Source organism: Sphingobium ummariense RL-3, from assembly GCF_000447205.1.
In the GTDB taxonomy this organism is placed as follows: domain Bacteria; phylum Pseudomonadota; class Alphaproteobacteria; order Sphingomonadales; family Sphingomonadaceae; genus Sphingobium; species Sphingobium ummariense.
The window spans coordinates 46,080-67,270 of sequence record NZ_AUWY01000120.1; the positions used below are offsets into that span (position 1 = coordinate 46,080).

The window sequence follows — 21,191 nt, forward strand, 5'->3', positions numbered from 1 at the left end:
ATTGTTCGATGCTCACGCCCATTTCTTCACTAACGACATAGACCGCTATCCGGTCGACCTGACCGGCGCCCGGGAGGGGCGGGACGCGCTGTTGGCGCGGCTGGAACGGGATCCCGCGACCGCCGAGCGCGTGTTCGCGCTCTGGGACGTGAGCGGCGTCACCGGCGGCGCGGCGGTCCAGTACAATACGGTGTACAAGACCGACAACAGCTATACGGTCGATGTGGCGGACGCGCATCGTGACCGGACGTCTGCGGTCCTGATTCTCGCTGCCGCGGACCCGGCCACGCCCGAAAAGCTGCGGCTCACCGCGCAGGGACACAATGTCAGCGGACTGCGCCTGTTCGGCTATCCCGATGCCGAGGGCGAGTATCCCTGGCTCGATTCCCCGGCCGCGCTGGCGACCTGGGACGTGGCGGCTGACCTTGGCCTTCACATGGTGCTCATGTATGCGCCGGGCGTGCCGTCCGAAGCCGCGCTGGGAAGGATCGTGGCGCTCGCGCGGCGCTATCCCGACACCGTGATCGCGCTGGACCATTGCGGCTGGCCGGGGATCGAGAATGGCGTGGCAGGGACGATCGGGCCTGAGCATCGCGCTCTCGCCGACGTGCCCAATATCCATTTCAAGTTCACGCAGATCAACTTCAACCGCTTCGCCGAGGCCGGGATCGATCCGGCGGGGTTTGTGCGACTGTTGGTCGACAGCTACGGGGCAGGCCGAGTCATGTGGGGCTCCGACTACGGCAACACCAAGAATTCCTATGTCGAGATGGTGCATGAGGCGATCAAGGCGACGGGCCTGCTCGACGAGGGCGAGCGCGATCAGGTCCTTCATGCGAACGGGGCCCGGTTGTTCGCAGGCCGATAGCCCGTGACCGAACGACCCGAACCGCCCGCGATCGACGCGCATGCGCATGTCTTCACCCGGGCGATGCCGTTCACCGACACCGCCTGGACCAGGCCGGATTACGACTATCCGGTCGAGGCCTATCTGGCCGATCTCGATGCGCACGGCATAGCCTTCGGCGTGGTCACCGCCGCCAGCCTGTTCGGCGAGTATAATGACTATACGCTGGCGGCCCTGGCCCGCCACAGGCGGCTGCGCGCCACGGTGATGCTGGACCAGGACACGGCCCCGGCCGAACTTGCGGTCTTGAGGGGGCAGGGGGTCTGCGGCGTGCGCTTCCAGATACCCCTGAGCGCGACGCTACCCGACCTGGGCGGCTATCGCTTCCGGCGTTTCGTCACCCGCTTGGCCGATGCCGGGATGCATCTCGAACTCAATCTCGGCGGCGAGCAATTGTCGCAGATGCTGCCGGCACTCGCCGATGCAAGCGTCCCGGTGGTCGTCGACCATTTCGGCCTTCTTCGCGGCGAGGGCGAGATGGAAGGGCCGGGGTTCGGGGCGCTGCTGCGCTCGGTCGCGCTGGGGCGAACCTGGGTGAAGATCTCGGCGGGCTTCCGTCTCCCGGCGGAACGGCTCCAGACCTACGCCCAGAGGTTGCTGGCGGAAGCGGGGCCGGACCGGCTGTTCTGGGGCAGCGACGCGCCGTTCGTGGGGGTGGAGGATCGCGTCACCTATGCGCAGACGCTCGATACCCTCTACCGCATCGTTCCCGACGCGCGCATCAGGCGGCAGATGTCGGATGCCGCCTTGCGCTTCTACTTCTTCTAGCGGTCGTCAGGCCGTGCCCAGCGGCACGGCGTGGATGACCTGCGCCTGGGTATATTCCTCCAGCCCCTCCTGTCCCATTTCGGTGCCCATGCCGGATTGCTTGAGCCCGCGGAAAGGGATGCGAGGATCGATCGACATGAGCTGGTTGATCCACACGGTGCCGGTCGTCACCTGACTCGCGACCTCGGTGGCGCGCGACAGGTCGTTGCTCCAGACCGTCCCGCCCAGGCCGAACTCGGTACCGTTCACGCGACCGATCAGCGTGTCGAGATCATCATATTTGAGCACCGGGAGCACCGGGCCGAACTGCTCGTCCCGCACCAGCGGCGCGTCGTCGCCGATGTCGCGCACGATGGTCGGCGGAATGAAATAACCCGGCCGGTCGAGCGGTGCGCCGCCGGCGATCACCGTGCCCCATGCCCTGCTCTCCTCGATGAGCGCGGCGACCTTCTCATATTGCTGGCGGTTCTGGATCGGGCCGATCTGCGCGCCCTGGTTGGCGCCATCGTCCACTACGGCCTCGCGCGCCAGGCGCGCCAACTCGTCGCAGAATTCATCGTACAGCGTTTGGGGCACATAGGCGCGCTTGATAGCGACGCAGATCTGTCCTGCATTGCGCATCGCCCCTTCGAATACCTTGGCGGCGACCTGCGTCGCGTCGACATCGTCCAGCACGATCGCGGCGTCGTTGCCGCCGAGTTCCAGCGTCACGCGCTTGAGATCGCCGGCCGCCGCCGCCATCACCCGCTTGCCAGTCGCGGTCGATCCTGTGAAGGCGATCTTCGCGATGTCGGGATGCGTCGTCAGCGACGGGCCAAGCTCATTCTCATCGCACAGGATGTTGACGACGCCGGCGGGCAGGATCTGCTGGCACAATTCGCCGAAAAGGCAGGTGGTGAGCGGGGTCGTGGGCGCCGGCTTGCAGACCATCGTGTTGCCCGCCACCAGTGCCGGTGCGACCTTGTTGACCAGCAGGATAAGCGGGAAGTTCCATGGCGTGATGGCGGCGATCACGCCCAGCGGCATGCGATGCTCGATCACCCGGGAGTCGCCTTCCTCCCGCAGCACGCGCGGCTCGATCCGCATCTGAGAGAAGGCACGCAGGACGAAGGCGGACCCTCGCACTTCCTTCGTCGCCTGGTCCAGCGGCTTGCCCTGCTCTCTCGTCAGCAGTGCAGCGAACTCTGCCGTCCGCTCTTCCAGCGCCGTGGCGATACGATCGACGAGCGCCGCGCGCGCGTCGATCGGTGTCGCCGCCCAAGCGGGGAAGGCCCGCTTCGCCGCGGCGACGGCGTCGTCGAGCATGGCGGCGTCGGCCTTGGGGCACTGGGCGAACGCCTGGCCGGTGGCCGGGTTGACGACATCGAAGCGGGAGGCGCCGGGCACCAGCGCGCCATCGATCAGGAGGCGGAATTCATGCGTCATGGGGTTCATGCCGTCACTGTCTGGGCAAGGGGTTCGGCGGCGGCATCGGCTTCTTCCATGCCGATCAGCTTCGCAGCGTTGCCGCCGATCATCGCCCGGATATCGGCATCATCATAGCCCAGGTCGATCAGCATCTGAATGACGTAGCGCAGCCCTTCGACCGGCGTCGGATTGCCGACCTGGCCAAGGTCCGATCCGATGATCGTATGGGGCACGCCGCCCGCCTGGATGCACATCCGGAGGCTGTCGTGCGAATAATTCTTTCCCTGCACCCCCGCCCACATGCAGCAGCTGTGCTCCAGATAGGCGCCCATCTTCGCAAGCTCCGCCATGTCCGGGGGCGTGCAGCCGATCAGGAAGGTGGGGTGATTGACGAGCAGGCGGGTGATCCCGCGCGCCTTCGCCTCGATGAACAGCGGCCAGATCTCGCTGATGTGCAGATGGCCGGCCGAAAGGATCGCGTCATATTCCGCGATCAGGTCGAGGATCGGCAGCACCTCCTCCTTGAGCCGTCCGCGATCGTCGATGACGGTGAGCATCGTCGGCTCAAGCATCTTCTCCTTGGTCGGCAGGAACTGCTTGCGATGCGAATGGCGGATATGGTTCGCCGCCGAGAAGGTCGGCATCCAGACGAGGCGTGCGCCGAGCTTGAAGCCATGTTCGACCGCATAGGGATTGAGGCCGCCGGTCGTGTTGTTGCACGGGACCCCGGTCAGCAGCCTGACCTTGCCCGGCATGATCTCGTCGAGCAGGGCCGCGACGGGGGTGACCGAATAATAATGGTCCTTGAACAGGATCGCGCGCAGCCCCGCCGCTTCGCCTTCCCTGATCGCCTCCACATGGTTGAGCCGGCGCGGCATGACCGACGGGCCGCTATGGCAGTGCAGGTCGATCGCGCCTTTCAGCAGTTCGGTGATGCGGTCGCTCATTCTGCACCTTCCTTGGGGCTTGGCATGGGATAGTCATCGGCGTTGAGCACCCAGCCGGGCTTCAGCGAGAAGTCGAGGCGGGGCGGGCAGAAAGCGTCGAGCAGGCGGTTGAGACCGGGCGCGATCCCTTGTGAGGTGTGCGTGGCGGGTGGCGGAATGACCGCAACCGATGGCGCGGCGCACCGCTCGTGATCGTCCGCTATCCATTGCGTGGAATCGCTGATCCACGGCCAGCGCAGATGGTGGATATAGTCGCCGTCGAGCGCGATCGAATATTGCTCGAAATCATCATGATGGTGGGGAGACAGGTTGTCGGGCGCGCGGGGGCCGACACGGCCGTCGCCGAAGTTCACCATGATCGTGGAGCCGCGATAGATGCGGCCGAACCGGCCCTGCTGTGGTGCGACATCGCCCGGATAGACGCGGACCCTGCGGCCTCCGACCGGATCGGGCCATGCCTCCAGCGGCGGGACGTTGGGATCATCCGTGGCGTAATCGGCCGCGTTGCAGCACTTCTGCGCCAAGTCTTCGGCACGGGCGGTGAACAGGCGCAGGATGCGCCCGCCCTTGAGCACCTTCACACTGCTGTCGCCGGCCGGCACGAAGGCGACGCTTTTGCCTTCCGCTACCATGCTGCCCTCGGCGATGCCGATCTCGATCTCCACACCATCGTCGGGAAGGATGATCGCATATTCGTCGGGCTGGCCGATGCGTTCGAACACGGCACCGGCCTTCGCTTCGCTATAGCCCACGATCATCGTCTGGCCGCGGGCGTACCAGCTGTCCGCAAGCTCCGACCGTTCCTGCGGCGCTTCGTCATAGAAGCGTGCATAGCTTGCCTTCTTGAAGCCGGTCGGCGCGGGCGCCCTGGGCTGCGGGGCGAGGCTGGCCCTTAGATCGTTGCGCCCGTACATCGGCTCTCCTCATTTTCTGTCGCTTGCCGTGTCGTCGGCGAGTCGGTCATCACCCTGGCTTATATATATGTAGAACCGGGGACGCACACGCGTCTAATTCCTTATCGGAAAGCCCCCGATAACCGGGAAGTATCGGATGGGCGGTTTGGAGACCCATGCCGCGATCTTATGATACGCCTGCAAAATAGGCATTGGACGTTTCTGCGATCCGGTCCATGATAACAGTCAAGCTGATATCGAAGCGGGGAGGAGCGGATTGTCCGAAGGCATTGAATCGCCCGACGGGAGCGATGTGGTGGCGGACCGGCAAAAGGCGGAAGCAGAGCCCCGCACGAGCCTGGCGCGGCTGCTGCGGCCGCGATCCGTAGCGATTGCCGGGGCGTCGCCCGATCCGGCCACCATGGGCGGCGTGATCCTCGCCAATTGCGAGCGCTTCGGCTTTTCCGGCGATATCCATCTGATCAGCCCGACCCGCGATGAGATCAACGGGCTGCGATGTGTCCGTTCCGTGGACGATCTGCCGGAGGGGGTGGACGCGCTGGTGCTGAACGTACCGCGCGCCGCGATCCTGCCGGCGGTCGAGGCAGCGGCAAGGCGCGGCGTGGGCGGGGCGATCATCTTCGCCTCCGGCTTTGCGGAGGGCGGCGCGCAGGGACGGCGTGAGCAGGATCGCATCGCGGCGATCTGCCGCGAGGCGGGCATGGCGCTGATGGGGCCTAACTGCATGGGCTATGTGAACTATGGCGACGGCATGGCGCTGACGTTCGAGCCGGCGCATCCGCAGCCGCTGGGCACGCGTCGCAGCGTGGCGGTGGTGGCGCAGAGCGGCGCCATGGCCTCCAGCATCCGGGCGGCGATGCAGGGCCGCGGCATATCGGTGAGGCTCCAGGCGGCGACCGGCAACGAGGCTGTGGTGCGCGCCAGCGACATGATCGATTTCATCGTCGAGGACGGAACGGCCAATGCCATCGCGCTCTATTGCGAGCAGGTGCGCGAGCCGGCGGCGTTCCTGGCGGCGGTCTGCCGCGCGCGCGCAGCCGGGGTACCGGTGGTGATGCTGCACCCCGGCCGCAGCAAGCGGGGGCAGGAGGCTGCCCAGTCCCACACCGGGGCGATGGTCGGCGACTATGCCCTGATGCGCGTCACGGTCGAGAATGAAGCCGTGGTGATGGTCGACACGATGGATGAGCTGTTCGATGCCGTAGCGATCCTCCATCGCTTTCCAAAGCCGGTTCCCGGCGATCTGGGCGTCATTACCAATTCGGGCGCGCTGCGCGGCACCGCCTTCGATTTCGCCGAGGACATCGGCCTGCCGATCGCCAACGTGTCGAAGGAGACTCTAGAGCGGCTGGCTGCCCTGCTGCCCGAAGGCATGGAGATCGACAATCCGCTCGACGTCGGCACGACGGGCTTTGCCAAGGCCGATATCTTCGGCCTGGCGACCGCGGCGATGCTGGCGGACCCGGCGGTGAGCGGCGTGCTGCTCCCCATGGCTGGCGGCGGGCCGATGCAGCAGCGGGCGAAGGCGGAGGCGATCATCCCGGAGGCGCTGGGATCAGCGAAGCCGGTGGTCGTCGCGATCACCGGCGACGTCTCTCCGCTCGATCCCGATTTCGTCGCGGCGATGCGGGACAGCGAGACGCCGCTGTTCCGCTCGCCCGAAAGAGCCATGCGCGCCTTTGGCGCGGTGCGGCGCTATGCCGCCGCACTGGAGGGCGCGCGCGATCGCACGCCACCCGCCGCTGGCCTGACCGGCTGGGACGAGGGAGGCGTGAAGCCCGAATATCTTGGCAAGGCGTTCCTGCGGAGCATCGGCGTGCGCGTGCCCGAAGGCACCCTCGCGACGACGGCGGATGAAGGGGTTCGCATTGCGACGGACATCGGCTTTCCCGTGGTGCTCAAGGCGCAGGCGGCCGCGTTGAGTCACAAGAGCGACGTCGGCGGCGTGTTGCTGAACATCGGGGGCGAGACGGCGCTTCGCGAAGCCTGGGACAGGCTGCTAGCCAATCTCGACGGCGCCCCAATTGACGGTGTGCTCGTGGAGCGGATGTCCGTGCCCGGGCTGGAGCTGGTGGTGGGTGCTCGTCATCATCCCGAGTGGGGTCCGTCCGTGATGGTCGGCCTTGGCGGCGTGCTGATCGAGGCGCTGGACGCCGCCGAACTGCTGCCGGCGGACATTTCCCATGCGCGGGCGGTACAGCGCATCCTGTCCCTGCGCGGCGCGAAGCTGCTGGGCGCGTTCCGCGGCCGTCCTCCCCGCGACATCGATGCCGTGGCCGATGTCGTGGTGAAGGTCGGCGCGGCGATGCGTGCCGGCCTTGGAATTCAGGAAATCGACATCAACCCGCTGATGGTGCTGGCGGAAGGCGAGGGCGCAGTCGCGCTCGACGCGCTGATCGTCACCGACGCATAATCGAGAGGCAAGACATGGAAACGACGATGGAAGCGACCGAGAACAAGCCTGTGCCCGGTGGAAACAATGTGCTGGTGGAATTCGAGGACGGCATCGCCTGGGTGCACCTCAACCGTCCGGAAAAGCGCAATGCGATGAGCATCGAGCTGGCGCGCGAGATGAATCAGGTGCTCGACGCGCTGGAGGTGGATGACCGCGCGGGCGTCATCGTCCTGACGGGCAAGGGGGACGCCTTTTCCGCCGGCATGGACCTTCAGGGCTTTTTCCGCGCATCCGATGCGGTCAGCGATGTCGAGCGGCACCGTGCCTATCGCGAAACGCGCGCCTGGCAGTGGCGCACGCTGATGTTCTACGCCAAGCCAACCATCGCCATGGTGAACGGCTGGTGCTTCGGCGGCGCCTTCACCCCCCTGATCTGCTGCGACCTCGCGATCACGGACGAGGACGCGACCTTCGGCCTGTCGGAGATCAACTGGGGCATCATCCCGGGCGGTGTCGTCTCCAAGGCGATCTCGACCCTGATGGGCGATCGCGAGGCGATGTACTATGTCATGACCGGCGAGAAGTTCGACGGCCGCCGGGCCAAGGAGCTGGGGCTGGTCAATGAGGCGGTTCCGGGGGCTGCGCTGAAGGAGCGTACCCGCACACTGGCGAAGGTGCTGCTGGAAAAGAACCCGACGACGCTGCGCCAGGCGCGCATGGCTTATAAATATGCGCGCGAGATGGACTGGGAGCTGGCCGCCGAATATCTGACGGCGAAGGGCGACCAGACCACCTTCGTCGATCGCGAGAAGGGCCGCGAGAAGGGCATGAAGCAGTTCCTCGACGAGAAGACCTACAAGCCCGGTCACGGCACCTACCGCCGCGACGAGGAGTAAGCCAGTGAAGCGACCAAGCGCAGCCAGTGGCGACGAACTTGCCAGCGTGGTTCCCGCCTTCGTCGAGATGACGGACAGGGTGCTCTACGGCGAGGTATGGGAGCGCGAGGGCCTGTCCAGGCGCGACCGCTCCCTCCTCACCGTGGCGGCGCTGATGACCGCCAACCGGCACCAGCAGCTCGAGGCGCATCTGGGCCTGGCGCTCAAGAACGGGCTGACGGTCGAGGAACTGGGGGAAGCGCTGCTGCACCTTGCCTTCTATGCCTCGTGGCCGGCCTCGGTGACGGCTTCGCGCATGCTGTTCGATATCGTGAAGAAGCGGGAGGCGGAACAGGGCTGAGCCGTCAGCCCGGCGATCCGCCGCGAGAGGCCACCACGCCGGGCGGGCGCGCCCCCGGCGTGGGACTCGCGTCCTTCGCGCGTCAGTCGGCCTTGGCCAATGGCGGGAGTCCGCGGATCAGGTCCGATGCGCGCTCGGCGATCATGATGACCGCCGCATTGATGTTCGCGCCGGGGATGGTCGGCATGACCGATGCGTCGACGACCCGCAGGCCCGCAACGCCCCGGACGCGCAGGTCGCTGTCGACCACCGCCGCCGCGTCCCCGCCCATCCGGCAGGTGCCGGCGGGGTGTTGCGTGATCTTGAGGTTATGGCGGATGAAATCGTCGAGGTCCGTGCCCCTGCCGGGTGCGATCTCGGCATCCACCATGTCGCGAAGGGGCGGCTGGGCGAATATCCGGCGCACGGCCGAGATGCCTTCCCGGATGTCGGCGAAGTCGGCCGGCGTGGAAAGCAGATTGAGGTCGATGCGCGGCTTGTCCAGGGGATCGGCGGAGCGCAGCGTCACGGTCCCCCGGCTTTCGGGATGGAGCTGCATGACCATCACGGAAAGGACGTGCGACTGGCGCGGCCCGAACGGATGCCAGAGCTTCGCGTCGAGCCGGACGGGCAGGAAGACGAGCTGGACGTCGGGGCGTTCCAGCTCGGGACGGTTGCGCAGCATCACGACGCCGCTGGTGATCTGGCTGGCGAAAGCGCCCTTGCCCGTCGCCGCCCAGCGCAGCACCGACAGCGCCGCCCGGTCGACGCGCAGCGCGCGCAGGAATGTCGTCGGCTCGCGCGCGGCGAAGCTCATATAAACAAGCGGATGCTCGGACAGATCGCGTCCCACGCCTGGCGCGTCCACCACCAGCGGAATGCCGTGATGCGCGAGCTCCGCCGCGGGGCCGATGCCGGACAGCATCAGCAGCTGGGGCGAATTATAGGCGCCGCCGCTCAGCACGACCTCCTTGCGCGCGCGGACGTGGGCGATCCGCCCGTCGCGCAGATAGTCCACGCCTGTGGCGCGGCCCTGCTCGACCGTGACGCGCGTCGCCTGCGCGTTGGAAAGCAGCGTCAGGTTGGACCGCTTCAGCGCGGGGTGCAGATAGGCGGCGGCGGTGCTGGCGCGGCGGCCCCGTCGGTCGACCGTGACCTCGCAGGGGGAGAAGCCCTCCTGCCGCGTCCCGCTCAGATCGTCGCTTTCCTCGAAGCCTGCGGCGAGGGTGGAGCGCCGGATCGGCTCGGTCAGCAGATGATCGCCCCGGACCGGCGTCACGGCCAGCGGGCCGGCGTCGCCATGCCAGGGGCCGGCCCCCCGCCAGCTCGATTCCATGCGCCGGAAATAGGGGAGGACATCGGCATGGCTCCATCCCACCGCGCCCCGTTGCCGCCATTCGTCATAGTCCCGCGCATGGCCCCGCATGTAGATCATGCCGTTGACCGAGGAGCATCCGCCCAGCACGCGCCCGCGCGGCACGGGAAGCGAGCGGCCCGCGAGCTTCGCGTCCTGTTCACTAGCATAGCCCCAATCATAGGCCGGGTTGGCGGCAGCCATCATGAAGCCCAGCGGCATGCGGAACAGCCAGCTGTCGTCCCTCCCGCCGGCCTCCAGCAACAGGACCGAATCACGGCCGCTTTCGCTGAGCCGATGGGCGAGAACGCAGCCGGCAGAGCCGGCCCCGACGATCACATAGTCGAACTCCGCTTCCATTTCAGGCACGCCCCGACTGCACGGCCGATCCGGCCCGTCTCTCCCCGATTTCCGTCATTTTCGTTCCATCCCGTTGATGGATTTCGTTCTGACATAGCAAATAGCATTCGACAAGATATAATGCCGTTGGTTATGATGCATGTCGTTCGGCGTGGTTGAACGACGCCAGGGCAGAGGACGGAGAGGGACGGAAGATGGCGAGCACGGCAATCTTGGATGGGCAGCAGGTGCCTTCGCTGGACCGGGCCCGGGCGTTTGCCGCGCAGAAGCACGCGCTCTTCATCGGCGGCCGATGGGTGGAACCGGTCGAAGGCCGCTCGTTCGATACCCACGATCCCGCCACCATGGCGCGCCTCGCCCAGGTGGCCGAGGCGCGGGAGGCCGATGTCGATGCTGCCGTGCGGGCAGCCCGCGGGGCGATGGACTGCTCCGACTGGCGCGACATGAAGCCGGCTGCGCGCGCGCGCCTGCTCAACCGCCTGGCCGATGCGCTGGAGGCGAACGCCGATGAATTCGCCGCGCTCGAGACGCTCGACAACGGCATGCCGCGCGGGGACGCGCGTTACTTCCATATTCCGCATGCAATCGAGACGCTGCGCTACAATGCCGGCTGGGCGACCAAGCTCAATGGCGAGACGATCGCGCTGTCCGGCATGGGGGACTGGCACGCCTATACGCTGCGCGAGCCGGTAGGGGTGGTGGCGCAGATCGTTCCCTGGAACGCGCCGCTGGCTATGGCGGTCGCCAAGGTCGCACCCGCGATCGCGGCGGGGTGCGCCGTGATCCTGAAGCCGGCGGAGGAAACGCCCCTCACGGCGCTGCGCCTCGCCCATCTCGTCGCGGAGGTCGGCTTTCCGGATGGTATCTTCAATCTGCTCACGGGCTTCGGCGAAGGCGCCGGCGCGGCGCTGACCGCGCATCCGGGGGTGGACAAGGTGACCTTCACCGGATCGACGGAGGTGGGCCGCCTGATCCTTCGCGCCGCGGCGGGCAATTTCAAGCGCGTGACGCTGGAACTAGGCGGAAAGACGCCGGTGATCGTGCTGCCTGACGCCGATCCTGCGAGGGCGATCCAGGGCGCAGCGCGCTCCATCTTCACCAATGCCGGACAGGTCTGCAACGCCGGATCGCGCCTGTTCGTGCACGACCGGCTGTTCGACGAGGTCGTGGAGGGCGTCGCGCATATCGCCGACGCCATGAAGCTGGGTTCGGGCTTAGACGCGGACACGCAGATGGGGCCGGTCATCTCCGCCGCGCAGCGCGATCGGGTCCGCGGCTATGTCCGCCAGGGGATCGAGGCGGGGGCCGCATTGCAGGCGGGCAGCCGTGCTGTGGACGACGGCGGATATTTCGTCGCTCCCTCTGTCCTGACCGGCACCAGCGCGGAGATGGCGGTGCGGCGCGAGGAGATTTTCGGGCCGGTGCTGTGCGCCATGCCGTTCGGCGACGCGGACCTCGACCGCATCGCCGCGGAGGCGAACGACACGGACTATGGGCTGGGCGCGGTGCTGTGGACCAACGATCTTTCCGCCGCCCATCGACTGGCGCGCCGGATCAAGGCCGGCACGGTGCGCGTGAACGGCGGCGGGCTCGATCCCGCGCTGCCGTTCGGCGGCTTCAAGCAGTCCGGCTGGGGCCGGGAGAACGGCCGCGAGGGGATCGAGGCCTATACCGAGACCAAGGCGGTCGCGATCGCGATCTGAGCCGGACGGGGCAACGGGACAGGAACGGCAGACAGCGGATGGACAGGCAATATCTCTCGCGCTCGCCGATCGTGACGAATGTCGTTCGTCATGGCGACATCGCGCACAGGAGGAGGGGAAGGCTTTGAGAAACGACCCGGGGATTGGAATCGTAGGCGGGGGCATCGGCGGCTTGACGGCTGCGCTGGCGCTGCTGCGCAGGGGGTATGACGTCACGATCTTCGAGCAGGCGAGCCAGCTGCAGGAAGTCGGCGCAGGGCTGCAGATCAGCCCCAACGGTGTGCGCGTGCTGTTCGGCCTGGGGCTGGAGGAAGAGATCCGCAAGGTCTGCTTCGAGCCGGCGGGCAAGGAAATACGCCTGTGGAACACGGGCGACACATGGAAGCTGTTCGACCTGGGCGTCGAATCCCAGGCGCGCTACGGCTTTCCCTATATCACCATCCATCGCAACGACCTGCACCAGATACTGGTCAGGGCCGTCGAGGCGGCCTCGCCCGGTGCGATCCGGCTCGACCACCGGTTCGTCGGGGTCGACCAGACCGGCGGAACCGTCCAGCTGTCGTTCCACGACAAGCCGCCGGCCAGCTTCGACGTGGTGATCGGTGCCGATGGCGTGCATTCGAAGATGCGAGAGATCCTGTTCGGATCGGGGCCCGCCCGGTTCACCGGCATCGTCGCCTGGCGAGGGGTGATCCCGGCCGAGTTGCTGCCGGATCGGCTGACGCGGCCGATCGGGACCAACTGGATCGGGCCGGGCGGCCACGTCATCCACTATCCGATCCGCCGTGGCGAGCTCATCAATTTTACCAGCGTGATCGAGCGGCAGGACTGGAAGACCGAATCCTGGACTTCGGCCGGCACCAACCAGGAATATCATGACGACTATCCGGGCTGGCACGCGGATGTGCACGCCTATATCGAGGCGATCCCGCAGCCTTTCAAATGGGCGCTGATCGCTCGTCCGCCGATGCAGGAATGGGTGCGTGGCCGCGTGGCGCTGCTGGGCGACGCCTGCCATCCCTCGCTGCCCTTCCTGGCGCAGGGCGCGGTGATGGCCCTGGAGGATGCCTGCATTCTCGGCCGGGCGTTCGACGAATTCGATACCGTCGAGGAGGCGCTGGACCGCTATCAGAAGCTGCGCATCCCGCGGACCACGCGCGCCGTCGAGGGCGCGATCGCGAACACAGAGCGGTTCCACAACCCGACGCTGGCCGACCCCAAGGGCGCGCAGATCTATGTCGACGAGCAATGGGCGGCCGACAAGGTGGTCGACCGCTACGAATGGCTGTTCGAATATGACGCCACCCGCGCTTCCATGGCTTCCGTCGCATGACCTTCCCTTCAGGATCGCCCATGATTTCCGCACCCGCCAAGGCCGAATGGACCCGCACGCCACTGATCCTGTCCTTCCCGGACAATCCGAACTTCACCGAAACCTACGGCTTTGCCGGCAATTCGGGACATGTGAACCTGGAAGGGCAGCTGATGCGCAGCCCCGATTCCCGTTCGCGCACGGTCTATGTCTTCATGCATCCGACATCGGTGCTGCATCTGCTCCCGATGCCCGTCGCGCTCGCCGATGCGGGGCTCGACGTGCTGTGCGCGGCCAGCCGCTACCCGCGCAACGACAGCGCGCTGATCCAGGAGAAGGTCGCGATCGACCTGGGCAAGTGGATCGCCCATGCGCGTACCGTGCTCGGCTATGAAAAGGTGGTGCTGCTCGGCTGGTCGGGCGGCGGGTCGCTGTCGCTCTTCTACCAGGCGCAGGCGGAGACGCCCAGCATCACCCACACGCCGGCGGGTGACCCGGTCGACTTGGTCGGGGCGGGACTCCAGCCGGCCGACGGGGTGATCTTCATCGCCGCGCATCTCTCGCGCGCGGAGACGCTGACCGAATGGCTCGATCCCTCCGTCATCGACGAACTCGACCCCGATAACCGGGATCCGGAACTCGACATCTACTCGCCCGATTGTCCCAGCCAGCCGCCCTACAGCCCCGCATTCGTGGCCCGCTTTCGCGCGGCGCAGGTCGCCCGCAACCGCAGGATCACCGCCTGGGCTGAGGACATGCTGGCGCGGTTGAAGGCGGCCGGCGGGCCGGAGCAGGAACGTGCCTTCGTCGTCCACCGTACCATGTGCGACGTGCGCTGGTTCGATCCTGCCGTCGATCCTTCCGACCGGCGGCCGGGCTGGTCCTATATGGGCGATCCGCGCGCCGTGAACGTGGGGCCGGTAGGCCTCGCCCGCTTCACCACTTTGCGATCCTGGCTCAGCCAGTGGAGCTATGACAAATCGAACGCGAAAGGCCCCCTCAACGCCGCGAAGATCCACCGCACGCCGATCCTGCTCATCGAGAACACCGCGGACGAGGCGGTTCCTTCGACGCACAATCCCGCGATCTTCGAGGCGCTGGCCACGCCGGACAAGGAATATGTCCGCCTCGAGGGCGCGACGCATTATTATCTCGGCCAGCCCGAGCTGCTCGCGCGCTGCATCGTTGCGGTGACGGGATGGAGCCGGCGGAAAGGGCTGTTGGAGGGATGAGCCCGCTTGCCGCCACGCCCGATGTGCCTGCGGGCGAGGTCGTGCAGGCGCTGGGCGACCTGGTGGCGGCGATCGGGATGCCGTCCTTTCCGCATCGCCTGCTCGATGCGCTGCGACTGTTGGCGGGCGTCGATCTTTGCTCCGCCTTCCTGCGGGAGGGGGGCGATCATATCGAGCTGATTTTCGCCTGTGGCGACCTGCCCGATGTTCCAGGCTTCACCCTGCGGGCGTCGCATGACTATGCACAGGCTTATTGGCGTTCCGACCGGCAGATGGCGTTGCTGGCCAAGGTGCCCGCCGGGGCGCCGGTGGTGGTGCGCCGCCGTGCCGCCGACATTGCGGACCCGGCCTATCGCGCGGCCTGTTATGACAGGGCGAAGGTAATCGAGCGGGTGTCGATCCTGTCGCCGGGTCGATCCAGCCTGATGATCAATGGCTATCGCACGGCGGAACGTGCGCCCTTTGCGGCGGCGGATGTCGAGCGTCTGGATGTGCATGCGAGGCTGTTGCTCGCGGCATTGCGGCAGCATCTGTGCGCGGCCACGCCGCTGGTGGATGAAGCGGGGCTGGCGGGGCGGCTGTGTGCGCTAGACTGCGGCCTGAGCGCGCGGGAGGCGGAGGTGGTCGCGGGCATGATCCTGGGCGAGACGCAGGAAGGGATCGCACGGATGAAGCATATTTCGCCTGCGACCGTCGTGACCTATCGCCGACGCGCCTATGGCAAGCTGGGCGTCAGCAACCGGCGGGATTTGATGGCGCTGCATCGGCGGCTGGCGACCGGCAACGGCCGGGTCCATATCGGCGGGGAAGGGGAGTAGGGCATGGCATCGACTATCTGGCGGATGGCGCTCGCGCTGGGCTGTGGGGCGATGGCGGCGCAGGGCTTTGGCCAGGCCGTCGATCATGCGCGGCTGGTCGCGGCGGACAGGAATGCCGGCGAATGGATGGCGCCGGGCCGCACCTATGGCGAGCAGCGCTTCAGCCCCCTGTCCCAGATCAATGCCGATACCGTCAGCAGGCTCGGCCTTGCCTGGTATGCCGACTTGCCCGTGGATCGCGGGGTGGAGGCTTCGCCGCTGATGATCGACGGCATCCTCTACAATATTGAGCCGTGGAACGTCACCACCGCCTATGACGCGACGACCGGGCGGCAATTGTGGCGCTACGATCCGCAGGTGGATCGCGACAAGGGTCGGCTGGCCTGCTGCGACATCGTGACGCGCGGGCTGGCCGCGTGGAAGGGCAAGATCATCCTCGCCACGCTCGACGGTCGGTTGATCGCGGTCAATGGGAAGACCGGCAAGCCGGTGTGGAGCGTCGACACGCTGGAGCCGGTCTGGCCCTATACCATCACCGGCGCGCCGCGCGTGTTCGACGGCAAGGTGCTTATCGGCAATGCGGGCGCGGAGGGGGCGGCGCGCGGCTATGTCACCGCCTATGATGCGGAGACGGGCAGGAAGCTGTGGCGTTTCTACACGGTGCCCGGCGATCCCGCAAAGCCGCAGGAAAATCCCATACTCGACATGGCGGCCAGGACATGGACCGGCGAATGGTGGAAACGCGGCGGGGGCGGCACCGTCTGGGACTCGATCGTCTACGACCCGGAACTTGATCTCGTCTATCTGGGCGTTGGCAATGGTGGCCCGTGGCCGCAGGCCTATCGCAGTCCGGACGGCGGCGACAATCTGTTCCTCTCCTCCATCGTGGCGCTGAAGGCCGACAGCGGGGATTATGTGTGGCATTACCAGACCACGCCAGGCGAGCAGTGGGACTATACCGCCACCCAGTCGATGATCCTGGCCGACCTCAGCATCGGGGGCAAGCCACGCAAGGTGCTGATGCAGGCGCCCAAGAACGGCTTTTTCTACGTACTGGATCGCGCGACCGGCAAGCTCATCTCCGCCAAGCCCTATGTTGCGATGAACTGGGCCAAAGGGATCGACCCGGCAACCGGCCAGGCCATCGTCAATCCGGAGGCGCGCTATGGCGTCGTGCCGGTGATGCTGACGCCGGGGCCGGGCGGCGGGCATAATTGGAACCCGATGGCGTTCAGCCCCCAGACCGGCCTTGCCTATTTCCCGGTCACGGAAATGTATGCCGCTTACTCGCTCAATCCCGATTTCAAGCAGACGCTGGGCAATATGAGCCAGCTCGGCATTTCGACCACCGGCTATGAACTGTCGCGCAAGGCGGCGGCGGATTATGCGGCGGCGAACAACAAGGCGTGGCTGACCGCCTGGGACCCGGTGGCGCAACAGGAACGCTGGCGCGTGCCCTATCCGATGCGCGGCAGCGGCGGCATATTGGCGACCGGGGGCAATCTTGTCTTTCAGGGCACCGTTGGCGGCACTTTTGCCGCCTATCGCGCGGACAACGGTAAAAAGCTCTGGGAGATGCCGGTCCAGCAAGTGCCCATCGCAGCGCCGATCAGCTATAACGTGAAGGGCATCCAATATATCGCGGTGAATGCCGGTTGGGGCGGAGGGCTGAGCCATTCGACCAGCGCCAAGTCGCTGGGTTTCCCCTTGTCGAAGCCGCGCCTGCTCGTCTTCAAGCTGGGGGGCGATGCCACCTTGCCCGCGCTGGAAGATGCCGGGCCGTCGCTGGAGCGCCCGGCCGAAACCGGCGCAAGCGCCGAGGTGATCGCGCATGGCGAAGGACTCTATGCACAGCATTGCGCCACCTGCCATGGCGAACGGGCACGGGGCGGGGTCAAGGATTTGCGGCGGATGACGCCCGCGACCCGCGCCGAATTTTACGACATAGTCCTGCGCGGCAAGCGGCGCGAGACAGGCATGGCGAGCTTTGGCGACCTGTTGACCCAGGCGGATGCGGAAGCGATCCGCGCCTATCTGATCCGCCGGACGAATGGGGATTGGACCGAGATCGCGGGAGAGAAGTGAGAGATCCCCGTTCGGAGCGTGTCGGCGAGGAAGGAATGCGACTCCTCAAGCTGTAGCTGTTTGAAACGATTGGAATATTAGGCCTGGAAAGCGTGCTCCCGCGGCAGAAACATCTTGGGGAGCATGACGGTTCTCTCATACGCGCAAAACCGCGGCGGGCGCGGGCGGATCTGGTGGTGGGAGCGGCACTGGCGCCGCTCCACAAAGGAGCACCATCCATGACCAAGCTGTCTGACCTGCAATCCATCCTGCTGTCTTCCGCCGCCGCGCGGGAGGAGGGGAGTATCTACCCCGTTGCCGGCAAGCGCATCTCATCGGGCCAGGGCCGCCAACGTGATGGGCGCGATCCTGCGCCGTGCATATGTGAGCGCGAGACCAGCAAGGCCACGATCTCGATGCGGTTTCGGCCAGTCTAACGCGGACTCGTCGCCACTGGATGCACGGGGTTGGGAAGGGCAGGGGCCTAGCTCGCGACCGACCGCCACTCCGCGATGGCGTTCCAGTGAGAAGTGGTTGTGGAGATTGGCATGAACAGAGGCGAACTTTTGTAGAGCCTTCATCTGCCTGAAGCGGAGCATCGCCCGCTCTCGTCGTCGGAAAGGGAGGTGGCTGTTCTCCACCCTGTTGTTGGCCCGGCGTCTGACCTCCTGCTTGTCGCGGTTCCCTAGCTCATTCATGGCCGCGCTGTAGGAGCGCAGGCCATCCGTGGTGATCGCCTCGGGCGAGCCATGGCGCTTGAGCGCCTTCTTCATAAAGGCAAGCGTCGCCTTCTTGTCGCGCGTTCTGGTGACGTAGCTCTCCAGAATCTCGCCTTCCTGATCGACAGCGCGCCAGAGGTAGACCATCTCGCCGTTGATCTTGACGTACATTTCATCCAGGTGCCAGCGCCAGTGGCGAAAGCCTCTCATCCGGCTGATCCGCTGTCGGCGAACGTTGCTGGCGAAAAGCGGATCGAACCTGTTCCACCAGAGCCGCACCGTCTCATGACATATGTCGATACCGCGCTCGAAAAAACAGACCCTCTACGTTCCGCAGCGACAGCGGGTACCGGACATACATCAGCACCACTAGAGCGGATCGACATTTATTGTAGCCAGATCATGGCGGCGGCGAGGTGTATGAAGCCGGTGAAGTGGATGGTTCGGCGTTCATATCGGGTGGCGAAGCGGCGGTAGTGCTTGAGCCTGTTGAAGCATCGCTCGATCTGGTTGCGATGCTTGTAGATGGCGACATCGTGGGGGATTACGGCCTTGCGGCAGCGGTTCGACGGGATCACCGCGATGGCGTCCATATCGGCGATCAGTGCGCGTAAGGCATTGCTGTCGTAGGCTTTATCGGCAAGCACGGCCTCGGCCTGCAGGCCGTTGAGCAAGGCCGGTGCAGTGGTAATGTCGCCGACCTGGCCGGCGGTGACGATAAAGCGCAGCGGCCGGCCGAACGTGTCGGCGAGCATGTGGATCTTGGTGGTCAGCCCGCCTCGGGAACGCCCCAGCGCCTGGTCGCAGGCCCCCCTTTCCCGCTCGCCGCCTGCTGGTGGGCACGAACGATGGTGCTATCGAGCATCAGATACTGATTGTCGCGGTCGGCCACCAGCGAGGCAAACACTCGCTCCCATACCCCGGCATGGCACCAGCGGCTGAACCGCCTGTGCACCGTCTTCCACTTGCCATAGCGTTCCGGAAGATCGCACCAGTGGGCGCCCGACCGTAGCACCCACAAACAACCGTTCACGAACAATCGGTTATCCGATCCCGTCCGGCCACGATCCCCCGCCTTGCCAGGCAGCAACGGCTCGATCCGCTGCCACTGCCCATCGCTCAACTCGTATCGCTTGATGCCCATCACCCGCTCCGTGCCATAACACGGAACCCCATGAATCAGACAGCCTCTCGCTTGGGAATCCTAAATGTCGATCCGCCCTAGGCGGATCACCTCGGGCGACGAGTTGAAATACCGGAATGGGCTGGCAGGGTGCTTGCTCATGCGTATCGTTACCACAACGTCGATTGCTTTGACAGCGCAGTCAGCATGGTTCGGTCTCCAAAAAGTACCTCGTTTTTCGACCGCGCGTACCTCGTTTTCGCCCCTCCGATTCGCTGGGTGGGCATGGATGCCGAGGCCGAACAGGTCTGTTAAGCGTCGGTTTTCAGGAGAAAAAGTTGAGACCAGTGGTCTTTTGCGGACCTCTGTGGAATGGTCCGTGGCGGAGCGGGAGGGATTCGAACCCTCGATACGCTTTTGACGTATACTCACTTTCCAGGCGAGCGCCTTCGACCACTCGGCCACCGCTCCGCATGCACTGGAAGGCGGCTCCCTATCGTGCGGCGGGGCACCACGCAAGGGGATGCTTTACATTCCTGCGCATGCCCTGTTTGATCGCCCGATGACCTCTCGCTTCGCCGCAGCGCTGCTCGCCTCCGTTCTCGTCACCGCAGCGCCGGCGGCCGATCCGCCGGCCACGCCGGCCGATGCCGTATCGCGGGCGCCCGCGGCAGCATGGCGCGCGATCCCCGCCGACGAGCTGCTCGTCATGACGATTGAAGGCAAGCGTCGGATCGTGATCCAGCTCGCGCCGCGCTTCGATCCGGGGCATGTCGCCAATATCCGCACGCTGGCGAAGGCCGGCTGGTGGGACGGCACCAGCATCAACCGGGTGCAGGACAATTATGTCGTGCAATGGGGCGACGTGACCGAGAGGAAGCCGCTGCCGCCCGGCATGCCCACGGACCTCAAGCCTGACTATGCCCGCCCGCTCGACGAATTTCGCTCCGGCCTCGTTCGACTGCCCTATCCTGATTCCTACGCGCCCGCCACCGGCTTCGTCGACGGCTGGCCGGTCGCGATGGACGGGCAGGCGGCCTGGCTGCCCCATTGCTACAGCTTTGTGGGAGTGGGGCGGAACAACGCACCCGATGCAGGAACCGGGGCCGAGCTCTATGCCGTCATCGGCCATGCCCCGCGCCAGCTTGACCGAAACATCGCCGTGGTCGGCCGGGTGATCGAGGGCATGGCCAGCCTCGCCGGCCTGCCGCGCGGTACGGGGGAAATCGGCTTCTACACAGCGCAGGAGCACAAGGTGCCGATCCTTTCCGCCCGCCTCGCCAGCGACCTGCCGCCTGCCGAGCGCCCGGCCTTTGAAGTGATGGACGTGACCTCGTCCAGCTTCGCGGACTATCTGCGGCTGCGTGCCAACCGGAAGGACGATTTCTACATCCGTCCCGCCGGCGGCGTGGACCTGTGCAACGTGCCGGTCCCGGTCAGGCCGGCGCGCTGATCCCGCGCAACCGGTAGCCGCGCCAGTCCCGGATGCAGCGGATGGCGAAGCTGGTGCGGATTGCCGACACCCCCGGCAGCCTTGCCAGGCAGTCGCGATGGATCGCATCGAATCCCTTCAGATCGGTGGCCGCCACCCGCAGCAGATAGTCGGCCTGTCCTGCCATCAAATGGCATTCCAGTATTTCCGGAAAGTCTGCGACCGCCTGTTCGAAGCGTTCCATCGCCTCGCGGCTCTGGCTGGTGAGCGAGATCTCGACAAAGGCCTGCAAGGCCAGGCCGAGCACTGCCGGATTGAGCCGCGCCGAATAGCCTTCGACATGACCCGACTCCTCCAGGGCCCTGATGCGTCGGTGGCAGGCGGAGGAGGAGAGGCCGACCTGTTCTCCCAGTTCCGCCATGGACCGTTGCGAGTCGGTCTGCAGTGCTTCCAACAGCGCAATATCGAAGCGATCCATGCAAGATGATCCCTTAAAATGACAGTTGTTCGGGATAGCATTC

Annotated in this window: 17 protein-coding genes, 1 tRNA gene and 1 pseudogene; 11 read left to right on the top strand and 8 right to left on the bottom strand. The window is 66.0% G+C overall.

What is annotated here, in order from left to right; translation table 11 throughout:
- The first annotated feature begins 1 nt into the window (after window position 1).
- Together M529_RS42965 and M529_RS42970 are read left to right on the top strand one after the other, a co-directional pair.
- A complete protein-coding gene (locus tag M529_RS42965; protein WP_031295400.1) occupies window positions 2-868 on the top strand; it encodes an amidohydrolase family protein in 867 nt (288 codons plus the stop codon).
- A gap of 3 nt (window positions 869-871) precedes the next feature.
- Window positions 872-1,675, top strand: coding sequence for an amidohydrolase family protein (locus M529_RS42970; RefSeq protein WP_021319400.1), 804 nt, complete (start codon window positions 872-874; stop codon window positions 1,673-1,675).
- 6 nt (window positions 1,676-1,681) lie between these two features.
- On the opposite strand, the gene M529_RS42975 is transcribed toward M529_RS42970, so the two are convergent.
- The 3 genes from M529_RS42975 to M529_RS42985 are packed head-to-tail and all read right to left on the bottom strand — an operon-like array spanning window position 1,682 to window position 4,943.
- Window positions 1,682-3,100 (bottom strand): aldehyde dehydrogenase family protein, encoded by a 1,419-nt coding sequence (locus M529_RS42975; protein ID WP_021319401.1) that lies wholly within the window; start codon window positions 3,098-3,100, stop codon window positions 1,682-1,684.
- Between the two features lie 5 nt (window positions 3,101-3,105).
- Complete coding sequence (locus M529_RS42980) at window positions 3,106-4,029, bottom strand: DUF6282 family protein (protein WP_021319402.1); 924 nt, start codon at window positions 4,027-4,029, stop codon at window positions 3,106-3,108.
- Window positions 4,026-4,943: a cupin domain-containing protein gene (locus M529_RS42985; RefSeq protein ID WP_021319403.1), complete on the bottom strand. Its 918-nt coding sequence runs from the start codon at window positions 4,941-4,943 to the stop codon at window positions 4,026-4,028. The genes M529_RS42980 and M529_RS42985 overlap by 4 nt, the downstream gene beginning before the upstream one ends.
- Window positions 4,944-5,199: 256 nt before the next feature.
- Here M529_RS42985 and M529_RS42990 point away from each other — a divergent pair, with 256 nt between their 5' ends.
- The 3 genes from M529_RS42990 to M529_RS43000 are packed head-to-tail and all read left to right on the top strand — an operon-like array spanning window position 5,200 to window position 8,574.
- Window positions 5,200-7,356, top strand: a complete 2,157-nt coding sequence (locus M529_RS42990) for an acetate--CoA ligase family protein (RefSeq protein ID WP_021319404.1) — start codon at window positions 5,200-5,202, stop codon at window positions 7,354-7,356.
- A gap of 14 nt (window positions 7,357-7,370) precedes the next feature.
- Window positions 7,371-8,234, top strand: a complete 864-nt coding sequence (locus M529_RS42995) for a p-hydroxycinnamoyl CoA hydratase/lyase (protein WP_021319405.1) — start codon at window positions 7,371-7,373, stop codon at window positions 8,232-8,234.
- 4 nt (window positions 8,235-8,238) lie between these two features.
- Window positions 8,239-8,574 carry a carboxymuconolactone decarboxylase family protein gene (locus M529_RS43000; RefSeq protein ID WP_021319406.1) on the top strand — a complete coding sequence of 112 codons (336 nt, stop codon included), beginning with the start codon at window positions 8,239-8,241 and terminating at the stop codon, window positions 8,572-8,574.
- A gap of 82 nt (window positions 8,575-8,656) precedes the next feature.
- On the opposite strand, the gene M529_RS43005 is transcribed toward M529_RS43000, so the two are convergent.
- Window positions 8,657-10,267 (bottom strand): GMC family oxidoreductase, encoded by a 1,611-nt coding sequence (locus M529_RS43005; RefSeq protein WP_021319407.1) that lies wholly within the window; start codon window positions 10,265-10,267, stop codon window positions 8,657-8,659.
- A gap of 194 nt (window positions 10,268-10,461) precedes the next feature.
- On the opposite strand from M529_RS43005, the gene M529_RS43010 reads away from it, so the two are divergent.
- From M529_RS43010 to M529_RS43025, 5 genes are all read left to right on the top strand, one after another.
- Window positions 10,462-11,970 (top strand): aldehyde dehydrogenase family protein, encoded by a 1,509-nt coding sequence (locus M529_RS43010; protein ID WP_021319408.1) that lies wholly within the window; start codon window positions 10,462-10,464, stop codon window positions 11,968-11,970.
- 124 nt (window positions 11,971-12,094) lie between these two features.
- Window positions 12,095-13,303, top strand: coding sequence for an FAD-dependent monooxygenase (locus tag M529_RS43015; protein ID WP_021319409.1), 1,209 nt, complete (start codon window positions 12,095-12,097; stop codon window positions 13,301-13,303).
- Between the two features lie 20 nt (window positions 13,304-13,323).
- Window positions 13,324-14,514, top strand: coding sequence for an alpha/beta hydrolase (locus tag M529_RS43020; protein WP_021319410.1), 1,191 nt, complete (start codon window positions 13,324-13,326; stop codon window positions 14,512-14,514).
- Window positions 14,511-15,332 (top strand): helix-turn-helix transcriptional regulator, encoded by an 822-nt coding sequence (locus M529_RS47850; protein WP_021319411.1) that lies wholly within the window; start codon window positions 14,511-14,513, stop codon window positions 15,330-15,332. The genes M529_RS43020 and M529_RS47850 overlap by 4 nt, the downstream gene beginning before the upstream one ends.
- 3 nt (window positions 15,333-15,335) lie before the next feature.
- A complete protein-coding gene (locus M529_RS43025; RefSeq protein WP_021319412.1) occupies window positions 15,336-17,417 on the top strand; it encodes a PQQ-dependent dehydrogenase, methanol/ethanol family in 2,082 nt (693 codons plus the stop codon).
- Window positions 17,418-17,908: 491 nt separating this feature from the next.
- Here the strand turns inward: M529_RS43025 and M529_RS43030 are convergent.
- The 3 genes and pseudogenes from M529_RS43030 to M529_RS43045 all read right to left on the bottom strand — a co-directional run.
- Window positions 17,909-18,485, bottom strand: a pseudogene (locus M529_RS43030) (IS6 family transposase); the annotation flags it as partial.
- A gap of 16 nt (window positions 18,486-18,501) precedes the next feature.
- Window positions 18,502-19,253 (bottom strand): IS5 family transposase gene (locus tag M529_RS48635; protein ID WP_152522588.1). Its coding sequence is split into 2 segments (ribosomal slippage): window positions 18,502-18,935 and window positions 18,935-19,253, totalling 753 coding nucleotides; the frame shifts between segments, so codons are not numbered across the junction.
- Between the two features lie 365 nt (window positions 19,254-19,618).
- Window positions 19,619-19,709 (bottom strand) — tRNA-Ser (locus M529_RS43045).
- 52 nt (window positions 19,710-19,761) lie between these two features.
- On the opposite strand from M529_RS43045, the gene M529_RS43050 reads away from it, so the two are divergent.
- Window positions 19,762-20,691: a peptidylprolyl isomerase gene (locus M529_RS43050; protein WP_021319414.1), complete on the top strand. Its 930-nt coding sequence runs from the start codon at window positions 19,762-19,764 to the stop codon at window positions 20,689-20,691.
- Here the strand turns inward: M529_RS43050 and M529_RS43055 are convergent.
- The gene (locus M529_RS43055) at window positions 20,675-21,148 is read right to left on the bottom strand and encodes an Lrp/AsnC family transcriptional regulator (protein ID WP_021319415.1); all 474 of its coding nucleotides are present in this window, start codon (window positions 21,146-21,148) and stop codon (window positions 20,675-20,677) included. The genes M529_RS43050 and M529_RS43055 overlap by 17 nt on opposite strands.
- Window positions 21,149-21,191 lie beyond the last annotated feature (43 nt).